This window comes from Mesoflavibacter zeaxanthinifaciens subsp. sabulilitoris, from assembly GCF_014191595.1.
Taxonomy (GTDB): Bacteria; Bacteroidota; Bacteroidia; order Flavobacteriales; family Flavobacteriaceae; genus Mesoflavibacter; species Mesoflavibacter zeaxanthinifaciens.
Genome location: NZ_JACHWV010000004.1, coordinates 201,865 through 218,071, shown reverse-complemented (window position 1 = coordinate 218,071; position 16,207 = coordinate 201,865). Strand labels below are relative to the sequence as shown.

The following is a 16,207-nucleotide window of genomic DNA, read 5'->3' as shown; positions in this document are numbered from 1 at the left end:
ACATATGAAAAAAATATTCCTATTAGTTGTAATAACTATGTTTTTTGCTTGTAAAGAAGAGCAAAAACAATCTATAGCAACAACGAATCAAGAAGACACATTTAAACCTATTACAGAAGAAGATATAGAAAGCGGAATTATTTACGAAGTCAATATACGTCAATACTCACCAGAAGGCACATTTAATGCGTTTACTAAAGATATACCTGTTTTAAAAGATTTAGGTGTAAAAGTGATTTGGGTAATGCCAATAAATCCAATCTCTAAAGTTAAAAGAAAGGCTACAGATGGTCAATTTACTAGCGATATTGAAGATGAAAAAGAACGCGAAAAATATTTAGGTAGTTACTATTCTGTATCAGATTATAAAGCCATAAATCCAGAGTTTGGTAATCTAGAAGATTTTAAAAATTTAGTAGATACTGCACATGATAATGGAATTTATGTAATTGTAGATTGGGTACCAAATCATACAGGTTGGGATCATCCATGGATTACTGCTCATCCAGATTGGTACACTCAAAACGATAAAGGAGAAATTATAGATCCAATCAATCCTGAAACAGGTGAATCTTGGGGATGGACTGATGTTGCCGATTTAAATTATGATAATACGGAGATGCGTAAAGAAATGATTAACGATCTAAAATATTGGTTAACCGAAGCTAATATTGATGGTTACCGTATGGATGTTGCGCACAAAGTGCCACAAGATTTCTTTGAAGAAGTGACTAAAGAATTAAAGCAAATAAAACCTGTTTTTATGCTTGCAGAAGCAGAACAACCAGCATTGTTAGAAAAGGCATTTGACATGCAGTATGCTTGGGAAGGACATCATTTATTAAATGAACTAGCTAAAGGAGAAAAAAATGCTGACGATTTTCAAGCGTATATTAAAAAGCAAGATACAGTGTTGCAAGACGATGATATCAACATGAACTTTGTAACTAATCACGACGAAAATTCTTGGTCAGGAACTTTAAGAGAACGTATGCCAAATAATAAAGAGCTATTTACAGCTTTAATTTATACCATGCCTGGTATGCCTTTAATTTATTCTGGGCAAGAGTATGATTTAGATCACAGATTATTGTTTTTTGAAAAAGATAGCATCCCTAAAACTAAAGGAGATTACTTTACGTTATTACAACGTTTAGGCGAATTAAAAAATACGAATTTAGCCTTAAATGGAGGTAAAGACGCAGCTGCTTACAATGCAATAGACGCAGGACCAAGTGTGATTGCATTTAGCAGAACAAAAGATGATGATGAGGTTATTTTTGTTGCAAACATTTCAGATGAAAGTATTAAAACAAACGTACCTCAAAAAGGAAGTTATTTAGATTACATTGCTAATCAACCAACCCAATTAAAAGGCGATGCAATTGAGTTAGCACCAAACACATACAAAATTTATGTAAAGCAATAGTTTTACACTATTTATTTGAATTTTAAAAAGCGCCTTTTTAGGCGCTTTTTTTATAAAGGAAAGATAGATTTAGGAATGGCATGAAAACCAGTTTTATTAATCTCGTTTTCTATCGTAATAACCTCTACTAATTTAGAGGTTTGTACCGTAAATTGTTTTGGGTAGGTATCTGCATCTATAATAACGTTTTCTACACCGTCAACTCTTAAAGCAGCGTTTTTAATTAACTCTAAATCTTCAAGTTGTTTTGCATTGGTTTCAAATACTTTCCCATGGTTACCAGGGATAACGTTTTCTGATATTAAACTCATGATAATTGTTTTAGATTGGCTAGTTAGCTAACCATTTATTAAGTATCATAAAGTTACAAAATGTTAAAATACACTATTCCTAATTATTTTAACATTTGCGTTAAAATGCTGTTATATTTTAATGTTTTTGATAGTTTTTAGGTTGAAAATTTCACCAATAATAAATAGAAATACGATAGAATATTCAATACCAATTAACCACAAGTTTTCGGTATTATCTTTATTTGCATATGCTAGGTAACTTAACACGATAACTAAGCTCCAGACTATTACATATTTGTAGTTAGAAAACACCGAAAGAAGTACCAACGTAGCTAAATACCATGGATGAACGGTAGTGCTTAATAAAAAATAAACTGTCAAGCCTAAAAGCATGTTAACTATTAATTGTTGCATATTATTTACTTTTCTAAACAAAGCTAAAGACCAAACAATTATAAAAATTAAAAAAGCTAAGCATTTACCAATAATAGCAATTTGATTATATCCAGATATACTGTACCCAATAGCTCTTGCTATGTAATAGATACTAGCATTAAATTCAAAATTATTAAACCAAAGCGCTGTTGTTTTAGAATAATTTGTAATAAAATCTGAACTTATAAAGGGTGAAAATAATAATAGTACAGTAATACCAATAACAGCATAAAAACCAATTAAGGATTTTAAGTTGTGGTGTTTTAAAAACCATTTTATAAAAAATGGTAATAATAAAACAGGTATTAATTTAGTTGAAATTGCAAATGCAAAACATAAAGCAGACCAAAACCATTTGCCTTTATGAAGAAGGTAAAGACTAAATATGATAAAAAATATCATAATGCTTTCAAAATGCAAATTACCAGTTAATTCAATAATAATTAAAGGATTTAACGCATATATAAAAATAGAATTTTCTGGAAGTTGAAAAGCTCTTAATAATTTTCTTCCATAAAATATCACTCCAATATCAGCAAGGATAATACATATGCGCATTCCAATTATAGAACTTAGTATACTGCTTCCCGGAAACCAATTACCAAGCACAAAAAACAACTGATTAATAGGCGGATAATTACTGTTGTTACCTTGACTAAGCCAGCCCATACCATCGTAAAGTTGTTGTTGGTTGGACATTTGTTGTGCTAAGTTTTGATTAACAATTTCGGTAGCAGAATATAGGTAAGGATTGATACCTAATTGATTGAGATATCCATCCCAAATAAAGCGATAAAAATCTTGAGATAGATTTGGAGTTGCTAATAAAAACACAAGCCGGCATAAAATGGCTGCTACAAGTAAAAACTTAAACTTACCACTAGTTATTTGTATTAATTTATAACTTACTATAAATAAAGCTACATAAAGCGTTATAAGCTTAATATAGTCTGTCCGTGCTAAATTGTAGGCAAAACTAAAATAGAATAATAAACAAGCAAACGTAAGAAGTATTGAAATCTTATTTAGTTTGAAAAATGTTGTATTTATTTGCATTACTCAAATATAGCTAATAAAGCTGTAAAGTAAGCTTTATAGTAGGTTTAGGACTTGTTGTTGGCAAGTACATGCGTTAGCGATAGTAATGGTTAGCTTTTGGCGAGGCTTGCATCGAGCCAAAACTAGTAATGGATAGCGCGACCACTTGTGGTAACGCCCAAAAAATCTAAGCTTTTGACGTTAAAGACTTAAAGAATACAAATCCAAAACCAATTGTAAGCATTAAGTGGAAAGGGAATAATCCAAAATCACCACCTTGATCACCAACTATGAATGCGCTGTACATTCCGAAAGCGAAATAAAGCATTAAAAGACCTTCAAAAACAACGTTAATACTAATGTTTTTGCGTAAATATTTATTGCCTTTCCAACTATCTTTAAGTGAACTAATGTTGAATTTTGGTGTACGTACAAACTCGCTTCGTTTACCAATATGTCCTTCTAAAACTGCAATAGAATTATGTAAAGAAAAGCCCATTGCGATAGAGAAAAACGTAAAGAACATACCAATATATTTGATAAAATCTTTAAACGTGTTACCATGACTACGTTTGTACATAATCCAATAACAAACAAAAAAGATAATTGTGCTCATCACAAAAAAGCTCATAATGTAAAAGTATGGTCTTAAATGTGCGTATTCGTTTTTAATGTAAAGCATTGGTATACTTAAAATACCAACAATTAATACGTTTAAAAACATGGTACTGTTTAATAAGTGTAAAATACCGTGTAATTTGGTTTTAGCAGAAATATTCTTGCTAGTTAAAACGCGCCAAAGCATTTTTCTAAAGTTTTCTGCGCCACCTTTATTCCATCTAAATTGTTGTGATCTTGCTGCACTGATAACTACAGGTAATTCGGCTGGTGTTTCGACATCTTCTAGATATTTAAATTCCCAGTTTTTAAGCTGTGCACGGTAACTTAAATCTAAATCTTCAGTAAGTGTATCGCCTTCCCAATTTCCTGCATCAATAATACAATCTTTACGCCATACGCCAGCAGTACCATTAAAGTTGATAAAATGACCTTTACTATTACGTCCAACTTGCTCTAATGTAAAATGTGCATCTAAAGCAAATGCTTGTATTTTTGTTAATGTTGAATAATCACGGTTGATATGAGCCCAACGTGTTTGTACAACACCAATTTTATCATTTTTAAAATATGGGATTGTTTTTTGTAACCAATCGTGTTCTGGTAAGAAATCGGCATCAAAAATGGCAATAAATTCTCCTTTTGCAATTTCTAATCCTTCTTTTAATGCGCCAGCTTTAAACCCTTGTCTGTTGGTTCTGGTAATATGTTTGATGTCTAATCCTGTTGCTGCAAGCTTTTCTACGTGTGCTTTGGTTGTAATTACGGTTTCGTCTGTAGAATCGTCTAAAACTTGAATTTCTAACTTGTCCTTTGGATAATCTATTAAAGCAATGTTGTCTAATAATCTGTCCATAACATACAACTCGTTAAATACAGGAAGTTGTATGGTAACGTAAGGTACTTCTTCTGGATTATTTAAATTGAATTTTGGACACTTATCTTTTTTACGTTGAGCTGCTAAATAATTAAACATTAAGTTTAATTGCGCTAACGCGTACATGAATATTAAAATTAGCGAAATGCTGTAAATAACTATTAATGTGGTTTCTAAAATCACTATTTAAAACTATATTTGAAAATCCAGGACAAAATTTTTATGCCTGCAAATATACTACCTTTTATGGTTCCTGAAACTTTTGAGACACCAATTCTATTTCTGTAGTTTACAGGTACTTCTGTATAACTAAGTTTTTGCTTTAATGCTTTTAACTGCATTTCTACTGTCCAACCGTACGTTTTGTCAACCATATTAAGGGCTAACAGCTTTTCGTACTTAATAGCTCTAAAGGGACCAAGGTCTGTAAATTTAGCCTTAAAAAAAAGTGACATTAATTTGGTTGCTAGCCAATTTCCGAAGATTTGTTGAGGTGTCATAGCACCATCTTCTCTTAATTCTTTAACACGACTACCAATAACTAAGTCAATATTATCTTCAATAATAGGAGCAATTATTTTAGTAAGTTCTTCTGGATAATCACTATAGTCACCATCTAAAAATACAATAATATCAGGTTTAGATTTTTGCTTAGAGATGTAGTCCATTCCTTTTAAACACGCATAACCATAACCTTTTCTGTTTTCAGTTAATACGGTTGCACCTGCATGTTTTGCATTAACTTCTGTAAGGTCTGTAGAATTGTTGCTAACTACAATAACTTCTTCTACTAAAGAAGGAATGTCTTGTATAACATTTGCAATTGAGTCTTGCTCGTTAAAAGCAGGAATAATGACTTTTATTTTGGGCATTTAGGCATTTAATCTTAGCGCAAAAATACAATTGTTTTTGGATTATTTGTTATTTATTAAATCCATTAAATCTACATCGTTTCCAAGAAGGATTTCGTTAGGGTTAATACGACCTTTCATGCTGTCGTTTTCTAATTTTAAAACACCTCTTGGGCAAACAGCACTGCAAATACCACATCCAACGCAGCTTGATCGTACAATGTTTTCGCCTTTTTGTGCATAAGCACGGACATCAATTCCCATTTCGCAATAGGTAGAGCAATTTCCACAAGAAATACATTGCCCACCGTTGGTAGTAATTCTGAATTTTGAAAATAAACGTTGCTGAAATCCTAATATTGCCGCCATAGGACAACCAAATCTACACCAAACACGACTGCCAAAAATAGGGTAGAAGCCTGTACCAATAACACCAGAAAATATAGAACCGATTAAAAATCCGTAGCTTTTTCTTAAACTTTCAGATTTAAATAAAAATAACGAATTGTCTTTACTAAAATAGTGCAAAGCAAATAACGCCATGATAATTACAAAGTAGCCAATAGCACCATATTTAGCGTCTTTTGCTAGTTCATTTCTTTTAAAAATCATTGTACCTGCAAAAATGATAGTTAAAAAAGAAGCAACAAAAATTAAAAACGACGATTTTGTAAGCCAATATTTGCTGGTATCATTACCCAAATAACTGTGTATTACAGCTGTAGTCATAAGTACAACAAATACTAAAACCGAGTGAATTACCCAACGCTCTACCTTCCAAGCAAATTGAGATTTGTCGCTTAATTGTCTAAAGCTATCACCAGCTGTTTCGGCTAATCCACCACAACCACAAACCCAAGAACAGTACCAACGTTTACCGTATTTGTAGGTTAAAATTGGCGTGATAATAAATATTGAAACAATCCCAAAAATTAGCATAGCTAATCCAATATTTCCAGCGCTTATAAAAGCTTTAATACGGTAACTTTCAAAATTATAATAATTAAGAGGCCAAATATTTTTTAAATCGTAGTACGGTAAATCACTGTTCATCACGTACATAAATTCAGGAATTAAAAAGGCAAAAGCCAATTGAAAAAACATAACCGAAATAGTCCTGATTTGCTCATAGCGATTGTGTCTATATTTTAAAATGAATTTATAGCCAAAGACCAAAATCGCAACCGTGTACAACGTACCATAAACAAACCATTGGCTGGCGTTTCTTCCGCTTAAAAGCTGACTTAACAGATCAAAAAGCGCTACTAAACCTGTGTTTTCTTCACCTTTTTGCCCTAAACCTAAATATTGCGGATAAAAATAAAGTACGATGTAAAATAAGGTTAAAACAACACCAATTAACCAACCAATTAGTCCTCTAGCGGATAAAGATTTAAACCAAACACCATCATTTTTTATGCCTTTAGATTTGTCTAAATACAAGCTGTTAGAAAACCAAATAGCGCCAACAAACATTAGGCTTAAAGCGATAGTTAGAGTAATTGCTTTATTAGGAAATTGAACGTTAAATAAAGCTAAAGCCAAAATGAACAAACCAAGTATACAAACTGCTGAAGCTGTTTTTTGAGTTTTTGTTAATCCATAAGAATTAGCCAAAGACATGCTGTAATTTAATTTTAAGCTCATGTTAGTTAGTTTGTAAAGTGTTATTATAGCTTGCTTTTATCTCGTTTTCAAATCGCTTATAGAATTCTGGATCAAAATTGGCTACTTCTAAATGATTAATCACATAGTCTAAATCGCGTTTTTCGGTGAGCCATTTGTCAAAAACTTCGTGTCGCATTCTTATGCCAAAGGTATTGATGCCTAAGAACTCGTTAGTGTCTCTGTGATAAGCTATGGTCATACATTTGGTGTCGTCTTCATGTTTCCAATGAAAATGAGCTTCGTAATCCGGTTTTCCTTTTTTACCATGAACCCAACCATAGGTTTGGTATTCAATATCTAAAAATTTTGCGCTGTTAAACCAATGTCCTGGCTTATATTCTAGTTTATTGCCGCAAATAGTTTGCGCTAAAGTTTCGCCCATCATGCGACCTGTGTACCAAACTGCTTCAATTGGTCTGCGGTTACCTATAGCCTCACGTTGTTCGGCACAGTCACCGATTGCATACACATCTTTAATGTTAGTTTCTAAAAACCGATTGACTAAAACGCCTTTATTGGTTTCAATATTGCTTTCTTTTAAAAATGAAATATTTGGTGTTACACCTGCAGTTAAGCCTACAAAATCACAAGGAATTTCTTCGCCAGTTTCTTCAATGATGATGGATTTTACTTTTCCATTTTCACCCGAAATGATTTCTTTTAAATTAGTTGAAAGTCTTAAATCTATATGATGATTTTTAATGTGTCTGTTTATCATTTGGCTTTCGCCTTCAGGTAAAACGCTATTCCAAAAACTGCTTTCGCGAACTAAAAATGTTACCGGAATATTTCTGGAATTTAGCATTTCTGCCAATTCAATACCAATTAATCCACCACCAACAATGACGGCACGTTTACAAACTTTATTGTTTGGTGCGTAGATTTCAAGATTTTCTAAATCTTGCTTGCTGTATAAGCCTTGTACACCTTTTAGGTCTTCACCTGGCCAACCAAACTTGTTAGGTTTGCTACCTGTTGCGATGACTAATTTGTCATAACTCATTTGATCGCTTTCAGCAAAATGAAGTGTTTTATTGTCGGTATCAATATTATTAACATAACCTTTTTTTAAGTCAATATTGTTTTTCTTCCAAAACCAATTTTCATAAGGTTGTGTGTGTTCAAACTTCATGTGTCCCATATATACATACATAAGCGCAGTACGAGAGAAAAAATAATCGCTTTCAGCAGATATAATGGTGATTTTTTTATCAGATAATTTTCTAATGTGTCTTGCTAAAGTCACGCCAGATATACCATTACCTATTATGGCTATGTGTTCCATACAATTAGTTTAGTTAGGCTTTAAGTCGAAGCATTTGTTAAAACCTTAATTACATTATTCAACTTTGTTTAAATTTATAAATAAATTAACAGTTATGAAGCACTTTTCACTTTTGTGTATGGTCTTATTATTGGTTTCGTGTAGTATGACTTTGCCTAAAACAGAAAAAATTAATGGTGTAAGTTTTGTGGCGTCTCGCGATAGTATTTCAGAAAAACATACCAAACCAGTTCTAAATTTAAATGCTAATTATGCTGCGATTATGCCTTTTGGATTTGTTAAAAGTTTAGAGCATCCAGAAATTATTTATAATACCGATAGACAATGGTTTGGCGAAACTGATAAAGGTGTAAAGCAGTACGTTAAAACACTTAAAAAACAACAAATTAAAGTAATGATAAAGCCTCAAATTTGGGTTTGGCGTGGCGAATTTACAGGTTTTATAAAAATGAATACTGAAGAAGAATGGCAAGAACTAGAACAGACTTATGAAAACTTTATTTTAGATTTTGCAAAAGTAGCCGAAGACATCAACGCCGAAATGTTTTGTATTGGTACAGAACTTGAAAATTTTGTATCACATAGACCAAAGTTTTGGACGCAATTAATTAAAAAAATTAGAACCATTTACAAAGGTAAACTTACATATGCAGCCAATTGGAACGAGTTTACAAAAACACCATTTTGGTCAGATTTAGACTACGTTGGAATAGACGCGTATTTTCCTGTAAGTGATTTAAAAACACCAACTGTAGAAGATTGTTTGCAAGGTTGGAATGCGCATTTACCAGATATTAAAAATGTACAAAAAAACACAAAAAAGCCTATTTTGTTTACTGAATTTGGTTACCGTAGTTTTGATTTTTCTGGAAAAAAACCATGGTTAACCGGTAATTATGAAGCAACTCCAAATCTAGAAGCGCAAGTAAATACCACAAATGCTTTATTTAAAACCTTTTGGGAAGAAGATTGGTTTGCTGGTGGATTTGTTTGGAAGTGGTTTCATAATTACGAGCAATCTGGCGGCGCAAAAGACAATATGTTTACACCACAAAACAAACCTACAGAAGAAATTATTAGACAGTATTATAAAAAATAATCTATGAGAACATTAGTTATTGGAGATATACATGGCGGATTAAAAGCGCTAATTCAACTATTAGAACGTGCAAATGTAATAGAAGAAGATCGTCTTATATTTTTAGGAGATTACGTAGATGGTTGGAGCGAATCTGCTCAAGTCATTCAATATTTAATAGCATTGTCTAAAACTAATACTTGTATTTTTATAAAAGGAAATCATGACGCTTGGTGCGAAGATTGGCTTAGAGAAAACTTGATTAATCAATCTTGGTATCAACATGGCGGAAAAGAAACTATTGAGAGTTATAAAGCTTTTTCCGATGAAGAAAAGCAGCAACATTTACAGTTTTTTGAAGCAATGCAAATGTATCACTTAGATGAACATGATAGGCTGTTTATTCATGCAGGATTTACATCTGTTCATGGTGTTGAAAGAGAATACCAAATTGAGAATTTTTATTACGATCGTACACTTTGGGAAATGGCAATAACCATGGATAAACGCATTGAAAAACACTCAGAATTATACCCAAACCGATTAAAACACTACACTGAAATTTTTATTGGTCATACACCAACTATCAGGTTTTCTCAAGATCAACCAATGCATGCTGTTAATATCTGGAATGTAGATACTGGCGCAGCACTTACAGGTAAGTTGTCGGCAATAGATTTGGATACAAAACAGGTGTTTCAAAGTGATGAAGTTTACAAAATGTATCCTAACGAATCTGGAAGAAATACTAATCCATATCGTTTAATTAAAAGAAAAAAATAATTACCCAATATTTTCTTTATAATATTCGTGTAATTCACTAGCAGAAGCGCCAAACCACTTTTTTAAATATATCATCCAAAAATGATATTGAAGTTTAAACACACCATGTTTTTTATATAACCTTGAAGAGGTAATTATAGGTGAATTAATTACAGTAAATTGATTGCAATCATATAACTGACTTATAAAAATATTGTCTTCGTAAATAATATAAGACTCATCAAAACCACCAATTTTATTAAACAATGCTTTTGAAACAAATAAACTTTGGTCGCCGCCACGACACGCTTTAAAATTAAATTTTGTAAACCAACCAGCCAAAAGTAACCACCAATGGTTACTATCAAATTTTAATCTAAAACAACCTGCGTAGTTACCCTTTTGTATTTCATTTAAAATGAATTGATCAAAGTGTTCAGGAGGAAAAGAATCGGCATGTAAAAAATATAATATAGTTCCTGTTGCAGCTTTTGCGCCAACATTCATCTGTTTGGCGCGTCCTTTTTTAGAATTCAGTAAGATAATTTTTATTCTATCTTCAGCGTCAGTTCGAGTGAAATTTTCTGTTGAAAATTTTGTATCGAGAACTTTTCTAGCATCTCGATTCAATTCTTCATTACAATCAGAACCACTTGATGTGACGTTAATCATTTTCTTAACTATTTCAACCGAATTATCAGTGCTTCCGCCATCAACAACAATAAGTTCTAATTGGGTTTTTTGTTTAGCGTTTTCAATAAGGTGTTGAAGCAATTTGCCAATGTGTTCTGCTTCATTTAACATAGGAATTATGATAGAAATTCTATTCATTTAAATTCCAATTATAATCTTTGTAGTTAATTTTTGCGTCTTTAGAAATTGTAGGTGAAGTGTATAGATTTATAAAATCAATAACAGTTCCGTTAGTTTCAAAATCTTTGCTAAACCACTTGAAAATTTTAGAGAGTTTTAATTGATTTTTAGTGATTTCATTTTTAGTGTTATCCGCCAGAAATGCTTTAGTAGCTTTAGTTAATTGAGCATCTAAAGTATTTGCTTTAAAAGCTTTGTTTTGAAGTTTTGGACAAGAAATTGATGCGCAAACAATAGCAAAATGAATTCGAGGCTCGTTCATTTTTCTTAGAATATCATGTTCAATTTCATCTAAATTATAACTGAGATTTGCAGTTTTCCATAATCGCTGTTTCCAAGGATTTTTTATGTCTTTGATAGATTTTATTGGGTAATGACGCACAATTAAATCTACAGTCAACGCATTGTATAGATTAATCCAGTAGGCTAATTTTTCATTTTTAGTAGCGCTATCTGAAGGCGTATTTTTAGATAAATATGATATGTAGTCTCTAAGTTTTACAGAATCTTTTTTGAAAGACTTGTAATTTACTTCTCCAGATTCTGAAACATGTTTAGATAATAATTCTGACCATAATTTATGATCTAAATCTTGAGAAAAACCAAAAAACGTCCAACTAAAAATAAATAGATAAATAAAGTGTTTCATAATAGTTTTTTATTTTTTAGTTAAACGTTTTTAATGGTTAAATGTCGATTATCGACTAGCAGCATCCGCCACCATCGTAATGGAAGGTAGATTCACTAATAAAAATATCATCTCTACCAAGACTAGCTAAAGCACCAGCAGTTTTATCGCAAATTGCCAATGGTTGGTTTTTTAATAAAACGTGACCAGCTTTATCGTCAAAATAATCGTCTTCACCATAATAAATAGCTGCTTTACCTGTGAAAATGCAAGGTCCATCTGTAGGCATTGGATCTTTTATAGCGGCAACTTCTATAGATTCTATATAGATTAGCTCGTCTGTTGGGTAATGTTTTGGATCTAAAATACGGTATGGTTTTCTGGCTCTAATTTCGATAGTTCCAAAACCAGCATCGGTTAAAGCTTTTACATACTCAGCAATTGGTAAACTACCGCTTAAACAAAGTGCGCGTAATCTTTCGTCGTTGCGTAACGTATCATTCATTGGTTGCTCGCAAGTTGGATCACTCATCACTAAACGACCATGAAGTTTTAAAACACGGTACATTTCGTCTATTGCTTTCTTTAATTCTTCAGCTTTAAAAATATTGAATAAGCAGTTTTGCGCTGCAACATCAATGCTGTTATCTTCAACAGGTAAGTTTAAAGCATCACCTTTTTTAAGGTCTACAAATTCACTTTTAAACCAAGGGTTTTGTGCTTCGGCTTCTTTAAAATTTTTACGTGAAGCGTCTAACATTTCATCTACAACATCTACACCAATAACACCGTTTTTTTGACGAGAAAAATAGGCGAATTGCAGTAACTCCATTCCGCCACCAACACCAACGTAAAGTATTTTTGGGCTGTTAGTTAAATCTCGAGGATGAACGGTTGATCCGCAACCGTAATTCATCTCTTGCATGATTTTTGGGATTTTTAATCCTGGTAATTCCCAAATAGGATTTGTAGTACAACATAAGCCAACATCTGGTGTTAGTGCAGCTTCTTTGTAAACGTCTTTTGTGGTGTTTAAGTAACTCATAATCTATTTTCCTGCGTAGGCAGGATTTTTTTTAATTGTTAATATCTTTTAAACGTTCATTTTGTCTTGATACAAAACGAACCAAAAAATCATATTGAAATGAGGAATTTTTTATTCCTTTTAGAGGAATAAAAACCTAAAATTAAATCTAAATTTTCTCCAAGGTTTCAAAAATTATTAACGATTTAATTTTAATATTCTGCATTTCAAAACTCAATGTTAAACATTGAATAGGATTAGACTTTTTATCAAAAAAAAGTTATCCCAATATTTTAAGTTTTCTATCTTTTATCTTCAGTATTCAGTGTCAGTTTTGAATGCAAACTTTCTGCTAAATACTACCAACTATTAAAGTGTTTCTATTAATTCTTTAAAGATTGTAATCATATCAGGTTCGGCTTTATTTGCCATAGCTATGATTTCTTGTATATCTACTGGTTTTAGATTGTCAGGATCACATTCGTCTGTCAACACAGAAACAGCAGCAGCTTTTAAATTTAAGTGATTAGCGACTATAATTTCTGGAACGGTACTCATCCCAACAGCATCTGCACCAATTAATTTTAGCATTCTGTATTCTGCACGAGTTTCTAATTGCGGACCAACAACACTAGCGTAAACACCTTCGTGTAAAGTTATGTTGTTACGCTTAGCAATGTCTTTAATTTTAGCGTTAATTTCTAGATTGTAAGGTGCACTCATATCTGCAAAACGCTCGCCAAGTGCTTCTACACCTTGAAAAGCTAAAGGCGAACTACCTTGTAAGTTAATATGATCGTCGATTAGCATAAGTTCGCCTTTTTTAAAATCTAAATTTATAGCTCCAGCAGCGTTAGAAACTAACAAAGTGTTTATACCTAATTTTTCCATCACTCTAACAGGATAAGTTACATCTTGTAAGGTGTACCCTTCGTAAATATGAAAACGACCTTGCATGACAATTACTTTTTTGCCTGCTAGTTTGCCAAAAATTAATTTGCCTTTATGAAACTCGACTGTAGCAGTAGGGAAGTGCGGAATATGATTATAACTTACTTCTGCAATGGTTTCTAGATGACTTGGTAATTGTCCTAAACCAGTGCCTAAAATAATCCCTATTTCTGGTTGTTCAAATCCTTTATCTTTTAAATAATCTACAGTTTTATTAATGTATTTTATCATGGTTTAATTAATGCTTTTAAATCGTTATATTTTTCTATGTCTTCGTAAATGTCAATATCGTTTAAGGTCTCTAACAAAAATACATTTTCTTGCTCTAAATTGTCTAAAGTTTCTTTTAAAACGCTACTTGTTCCCCAATTTTTATTTTGAAATAATTTAGCGTATAATTCCTTCATTCCTAATAAATAATAACCGCCATCTTCGGCAGGTCCAAGCACGACATCATTGTTGTCTAACGCATCAAACGCTTGGTTAATGTGTTCTGGTTTTAAGTCGTAAAGATCGCTGCCAACTATGATTATTTTTTTATAATCATTTTCAAAACCGTGTTTAAAGGCATTTGCCATTCTTTGACCTAAATCATTACCGTGTTGTTGGTGTTTTTGGTAAATAGAGTTATCCCAAACGTCGTTTTCTCTAATTTTTACAGAATAATAGACAGCTTTATCGCAGTTTAATGGTCTCAACACACTTTCGGTATGTTCTAATAATTTTTTATATATCGCTAAAGCGGAAGGATTGCCAATAGTTTTAGCTAATCTAGTTTTTACCTTTCCTAATTCTGGATTACGTGTGAATGTTATGATGAGATTTTTCTGATTCATTTAAAATACTTTTTCACCTTTAGTTAACCATTTAGACCAATTTTTGTCGTAAACATGTACTTTTTCGGTTGCTTTTTCATTTAAATCAAAAACTGAAAAATTGTTATTTTTCCATTCAAAAATACCACCATACAAATTGAAAACATTGGTGTAGCCTTCATCTTTTAATTGCTGAGCAATTTTTGCAGATCGTACACCAATAGAGCAATACACGACAATCATTTCGTTTTTATCAGAAATAAGTTGAGTTGTTTTTTCTATGTCGAAATTTTCAAAATCTACAAATACAGCATCTTTTAGATGACTTACTTTATATTCTTCAAAACTTCTAGCGTCCAAAATTTTAGCTTTGGTTTTTGGCATAGCTAACTCTTGTACACTAATGTAAGGTATATCAGAACGATTGTGTTTTTTCAATACATCATTTAAAGTTTTTTGTCCAAAACTTTGAACTCCTATTAAGGTAAATATGTATAAAAAAACTACCTTCATTTTAAGCTACAGTACCTTGACAACTACTTCCTGCACCAGCAGTACAACCATAACAATGTTGAGAAATTATGATATCTCTGTTTTGTAAAACTTCTTCATTATAGTTGCTAATATGTTTGGTTTTACTAGCGACTTTTAAATCTAGCATTTGATTAAAATCGCAGTCGTATAAATAACCATCCCAACTTACAGATAGTGTATTTGTGCACATTACATTTGCTACAGCCGAAGGATTAAATGCATCTACTAAAGCGTACATGTAATCTTCATAATTTTCACTAGCAATTAGGAAATCTAAAAAGCGGCTAATAGGTAAATTAGTGATTGCAAATAAATTATGGAATTGAATACCAAAATCTTCAAGCAAAGCCTTTTTAAAATCTTTTTCCATCGCAGCTTGATTAGCCGGTAAGAAAGCGCCAGATGGATTATAAACTAAATCTAATTTTAGATTGCTGTCTGGCATACCATATCCAACAGCATTTAAATCTTTTAGAGCTTGTATGGATTGGTCAAAAACACCTTCGCCACGTTGTTTATCTGTTTTTCCTCTTGTCCAGTGTGGCATTGACGATACTACATGTACGTTATGTTTTTTAAAGAAGCCTGGTAAGTCGTGATATTTTTTGTTAGCACGAATAATAGTAAGGTTAGATCGAACTATAAAGTCTTTTACACCAGCTTTAGAAGCTTCTTCTACAAACCATCTAAAATTAGGATTCATTTCTGGTGCGCCACCAGTAAGGTCTAAAGTATGTGCACCAGTAGATTTTATAACGTCTAAGCATTGTTGCATAGTTTCTTTCGTCATAATTTCCTTTCGATCTGGTCCTGCGTCTACATGACAATGCTCGCAAACTTGATTACACATATATCCTACATTAATTTGTAAGATTTCTAAAGGTTTTGGTTTAAGGGGGAATTGATTGCTTTCTGCAATTTTATCTTTAAAAGTGGGTAATTCGCCATTAGCAAAGATACCATTAGACAAAATTTCTAACTGTTTATTTGTATTTGCTAATTCACTATCGCGTTTATGTAAAGATTGGGTTTTTAATTTAGACATAAA

General features: G+C 32.1%; 16 protein-coding genes. 3 read left to right on the top strand and 13 right to left on the bottom strand.

Going from position 1 to position 16,207, the window contains the following annotated elements:
- Positions 1-4: 4 nt before the first annotated feature.
- Positions 5-1,429, top strand: a complete 1,425-nt coding sequence (locus FHS04_RS07515) for an alpha-amylase family glycosyl hydrolase (RefSeq protein ID WP_106679909.1) — start codon at positions 5-7, stop codon at positions 1,427-1,429.
- Between the two features lie 50 nt (positions 1,430-1,479).
- On the opposite strand, the gene FHS04_RS07510 is transcribed toward FHS04_RS07515, so the two are convergent.
- From FHS04_RS07510 to FHS04_RS07485, 6 genes are all read right to left on the bottom strand, one after another.
- Entirely contained in the window at positions 1,480-1,740 is a 261-nt protein-coding gene (locus tag FHS04_RS07510; protein ID WP_106679911.1) for a heavy-metal-associated domain-containing protein, read from the bottom strand.
- Between the two features lie 111 nt (positions 1,741-1,851).
- Positions 1,852-3,213, bottom strand: coding sequence for a glycosyltransferase family 87 protein (locus FHS04_RS07505; RefSeq protein ID WP_106679913.1), 1,362 nt, complete (start codon positions 3,211-3,213; stop codon positions 1,852-1,854).
- 169 nt (positions 3,214-3,382) lie between these two features.
- Positions 3,383-4,816 (bottom strand): cellulose synthase family protein, encoded by a 1,434-nt coding sequence (locus FHS04_RS07500; RefSeq protein ID WP_221184965.1) that lies wholly within the window; start codon positions 4,814-4,816, stop codon positions 3,383-3,385.
- Between the two features lie 56 nt (positions 4,817-4,872).
- Entirely contained in the window at positions 4,873-5,562 is a 690-nt protein-coding gene (locus FHS04_RS07495; protein ID WP_106679915.1) for a glycosyltransferase family 2 protein, read from the bottom strand.
- Between the two features lie 42 nt (positions 5,563-5,604).
- Positions 5,605-7,188 (bottom strand): 4Fe-4S binding protein, encoded by a 1,584-nt coding sequence (locus FHS04_RS07490; RefSeq protein ID WP_106679917.1) that lies wholly within the window; start codon positions 7,186-7,188, stop codon positions 5,605-5,607.
- A 1-nt stretch (position 7,189) separates the two neighbouring features.
- Positions 7,190-8,494 carry an NAD(P)/FAD-dependent oxidoreductase gene (locus FHS04_RS07485; protein WP_106679919.1) on the bottom strand — a complete coding sequence of 435 codons (1,305 nt, stop codon included), beginning with the start codon at positions 8,492-8,494 and terminating at the stop codon, positions 7,190-7,192.
- Between the two features lie 94 nt (positions 8,495-8,588).
- Between FHS04_RS07485 and FHS04_RS07480 the strand changes: the two genes are divergently transcribed.
- Positions 8,589-9,593, top strand: a complete 1,005-nt coding sequence (locus tag FHS04_RS07480; RefSeq protein ID WP_106679921.1) for a glycoside hydrolase family 113 — start codon at positions 8,589-8,591, stop codon at positions 9,591-9,593.
- A gap of 3 nt (positions 9,594-9,596) precedes the next feature.
- Complete coding sequence (locus FHS04_RS07475; protein ID WP_106679923.1) at positions 9,597-10,355, top strand: metallophosphoesterase family protein; 759 nt, start codon at positions 9,597-9,599, stop codon at positions 10,353-10,355.
- Here the strand turns inward: FHS04_RS07475 and FHS04_RS07470 are convergent, their stop codons facing one another.
- The 7 genes from FHS04_RS07470 to arsS all read right to left on the bottom strand — a co-directional run bounded on the left by FHS04_RS07470 (position 10,356) and on the right by arsS (position 16,204).
- Positions 10,356-11,165: a TIGR04283 family arsenosugar biosynthesis glycosyltransferase gene (locus tag FHS04_RS07470; protein ID WP_106679925.1), complete on the bottom strand. Its 810-nt coding sequence runs from the start codon at positions 11,163-11,165 to the stop codon at positions 10,356-10,358.
- A complete protein-coding gene (locus tag FHS04_RS07465; RefSeq protein ID WP_106679927.1) occupies positions 11,158-11,856 on the bottom strand; it encodes a DUF547 domain-containing protein in 699 nt (232 codons plus the stop codon). The genes FHS04_RS07470 and FHS04_RS07465 overlap by 8 nt, the downstream gene beginning before the upstream one ends.
- 55 nt (positions 11,857-11,911) lie before the next feature.
- Complete coding sequence (gene arsM, locus FHS04_RS07460; protein ID WP_106679929.1) at positions 11,912-12,880, bottom strand: arsenosugar biosynthesis arsenite methyltransferase ArsM; 969 nt, start codon at positions 12,878-12,880, stop codon at positions 11,912-11,914.
- A 348-nt stretch (positions 12,881-13,228) separates the two neighbouring features.
- Complete coding sequence (locus tag FHS04_RS07455) at positions 13,229-14,041, bottom strand: purine-nucleoside phosphorylase (RefSeq protein WP_106679931.1); 813 nt, start codon at positions 14,039-14,041, stop codon at positions 13,229-13,231.
- Positions 14,038-14,646 carry a TIGR04282 family arsenosugar biosynthesis glycosyltransferase gene (locus FHS04_RS07450; protein WP_106679933.1) on the bottom strand — a complete coding sequence of 203 codons (609 nt, stop codon included), beginning with the start codon at positions 14,644-14,646 and terminating at the stop codon, positions 14,038-14,040. Before FHS04_RS07450 ends, FHS04_RS07455 begins: the two co-directional genes overlap by 4 nt.
- The gene (locus tag FHS04_RS07445) at positions 14,647-15,138 is read right to left on the bottom strand and encodes a rhodanese-like domain-containing protein (RefSeq protein WP_106679935.1); all 492 of its coding nucleotides are present in this window, start codon (positions 15,136-15,138) and stop codon (positions 14,647-14,649) included.
- 1 nt (position 15,139) lies between these two features.
- Positions 15,140-16,204, bottom strand: coding sequence for an arsenosugar biosynthesis radical SAM (seleno)protein ArsS (arsS, locus tag FHS04_RS07440; RefSeq protein WP_106679937.1), 1,065 nt, complete (start codon positions 16,202-16,204; stop codon positions 15,140-15,142).
- Positions 16,205-16,207: the final 3 nt, after the last annotated feature.

Bases quoted from the DNA above. Each gene is read 5' to 3' on its own strand.
- FHS04_RS07495 (WP_106679915.1), bottom strand. From the start codon at position 5,562: ATGCCCAAAATAAAAGTCATTATTCCTGCTTTTAACGAGCAAGACTCA.
- arsS (WP_106679937.1), bottom strand. From the start codon at position 16,204: ATGTCTAAATTAAAAACCCAATCTTTACATAAACGCGATAGTGAATTA.
- FHS04_RS07455 (WP_106679931.1), bottom strand. From the start codon at position 14,041: ATGATAAAATACATTAATAAAACTGTAGATTATTTAAAAGATAAAGGA.
- FHS04_RS07465 (WP_106679927.1), bottom strand. From the start codon at position 11,856: ATGAAACACTTTATTTATCTATTTATTTTTAGTTGGACGTTTTTTGGT.
- FHS04_RS07500 (WP_221184965.1), bottom strand. From the start codon at position 4,816: ATGTACGCGTTAGCGCAATTAAACTTAATGTTTAATTATTTAGCAGCT.
- FHS04_RS07515 (WP_106679909.1), top strand. From the start codon at position 5: ATGAAAAAAATATTCCTATTAGTTGTAATAACTATGTTTTTTGCTTGT.
- FHS04_RS07445 (WP_106679935.1), bottom strand. From the start codon at position 15,138: ATGAAGGTAGTTTTTTTATACATATTTACCTTAATAGGAGTTCAAAGT.
- FHS04_RS07480 (WP_106679921.1), top strand. From the start codon at position 8,589: ATGAAGCACTTTTCACTTTTGTGTATGGTCTTATTATTGGTTTCGTGT.
- arsM (WP_106679929.1), bottom strand. From the start codon at position 12,880: ATGAGTTACTTAAACACCACAAAAGACGTTTACAAAGAAGCTGCACTA.
- FHS04_RS07450 (WP_106679933.1), bottom strand. From the start codon at position 14,646: ATGAATCAGAAAAATCTCATCATAACATTCACACGTAATCCAGAATTA.
- FHS04_RS07490 (WP_106679917.1), bottom strand. From the start codon at position 7,188: ATGAGCTTAAAATTAAATTACAGCATGTCTTTGGCTAATTCTTATGGA.
- FHS04_RS07510 (WP_106679911.1), bottom strand. From the start codon at position 1,740: ATGAGTTTAATATCAGAAAACGTTATCCCTGGTAACCATGGGAAAGTA.
- FHS04_RS07470 (WP_106679925.1), bottom strand. From the start codon at position 11,165: ATGAATAGAATTTCTATCATAATTCCTATGTTAAATGAAGCAGAACAC.
- FHS04_RS07485 (WP_106679919.1), bottom strand. From the start codon at position 8,494: ATGGAACACATAGCCATAATAGGTAATGGTATATCTGGCGTGACTTTA.
- FHS04_RS07475 (WP_106679923.1), top strand. From the start codon at position 9,597: ATGAGAACATTAGTTATTGGAGATATACATGGCGGATTAAAAGCGCTA.
- FHS04_RS07505 (WP_106679913.1), bottom strand. From the start codon at position 3,213: ATGCAAATAAATACAACATTTTTCAAACTAAATAAGATTTCAATACTT.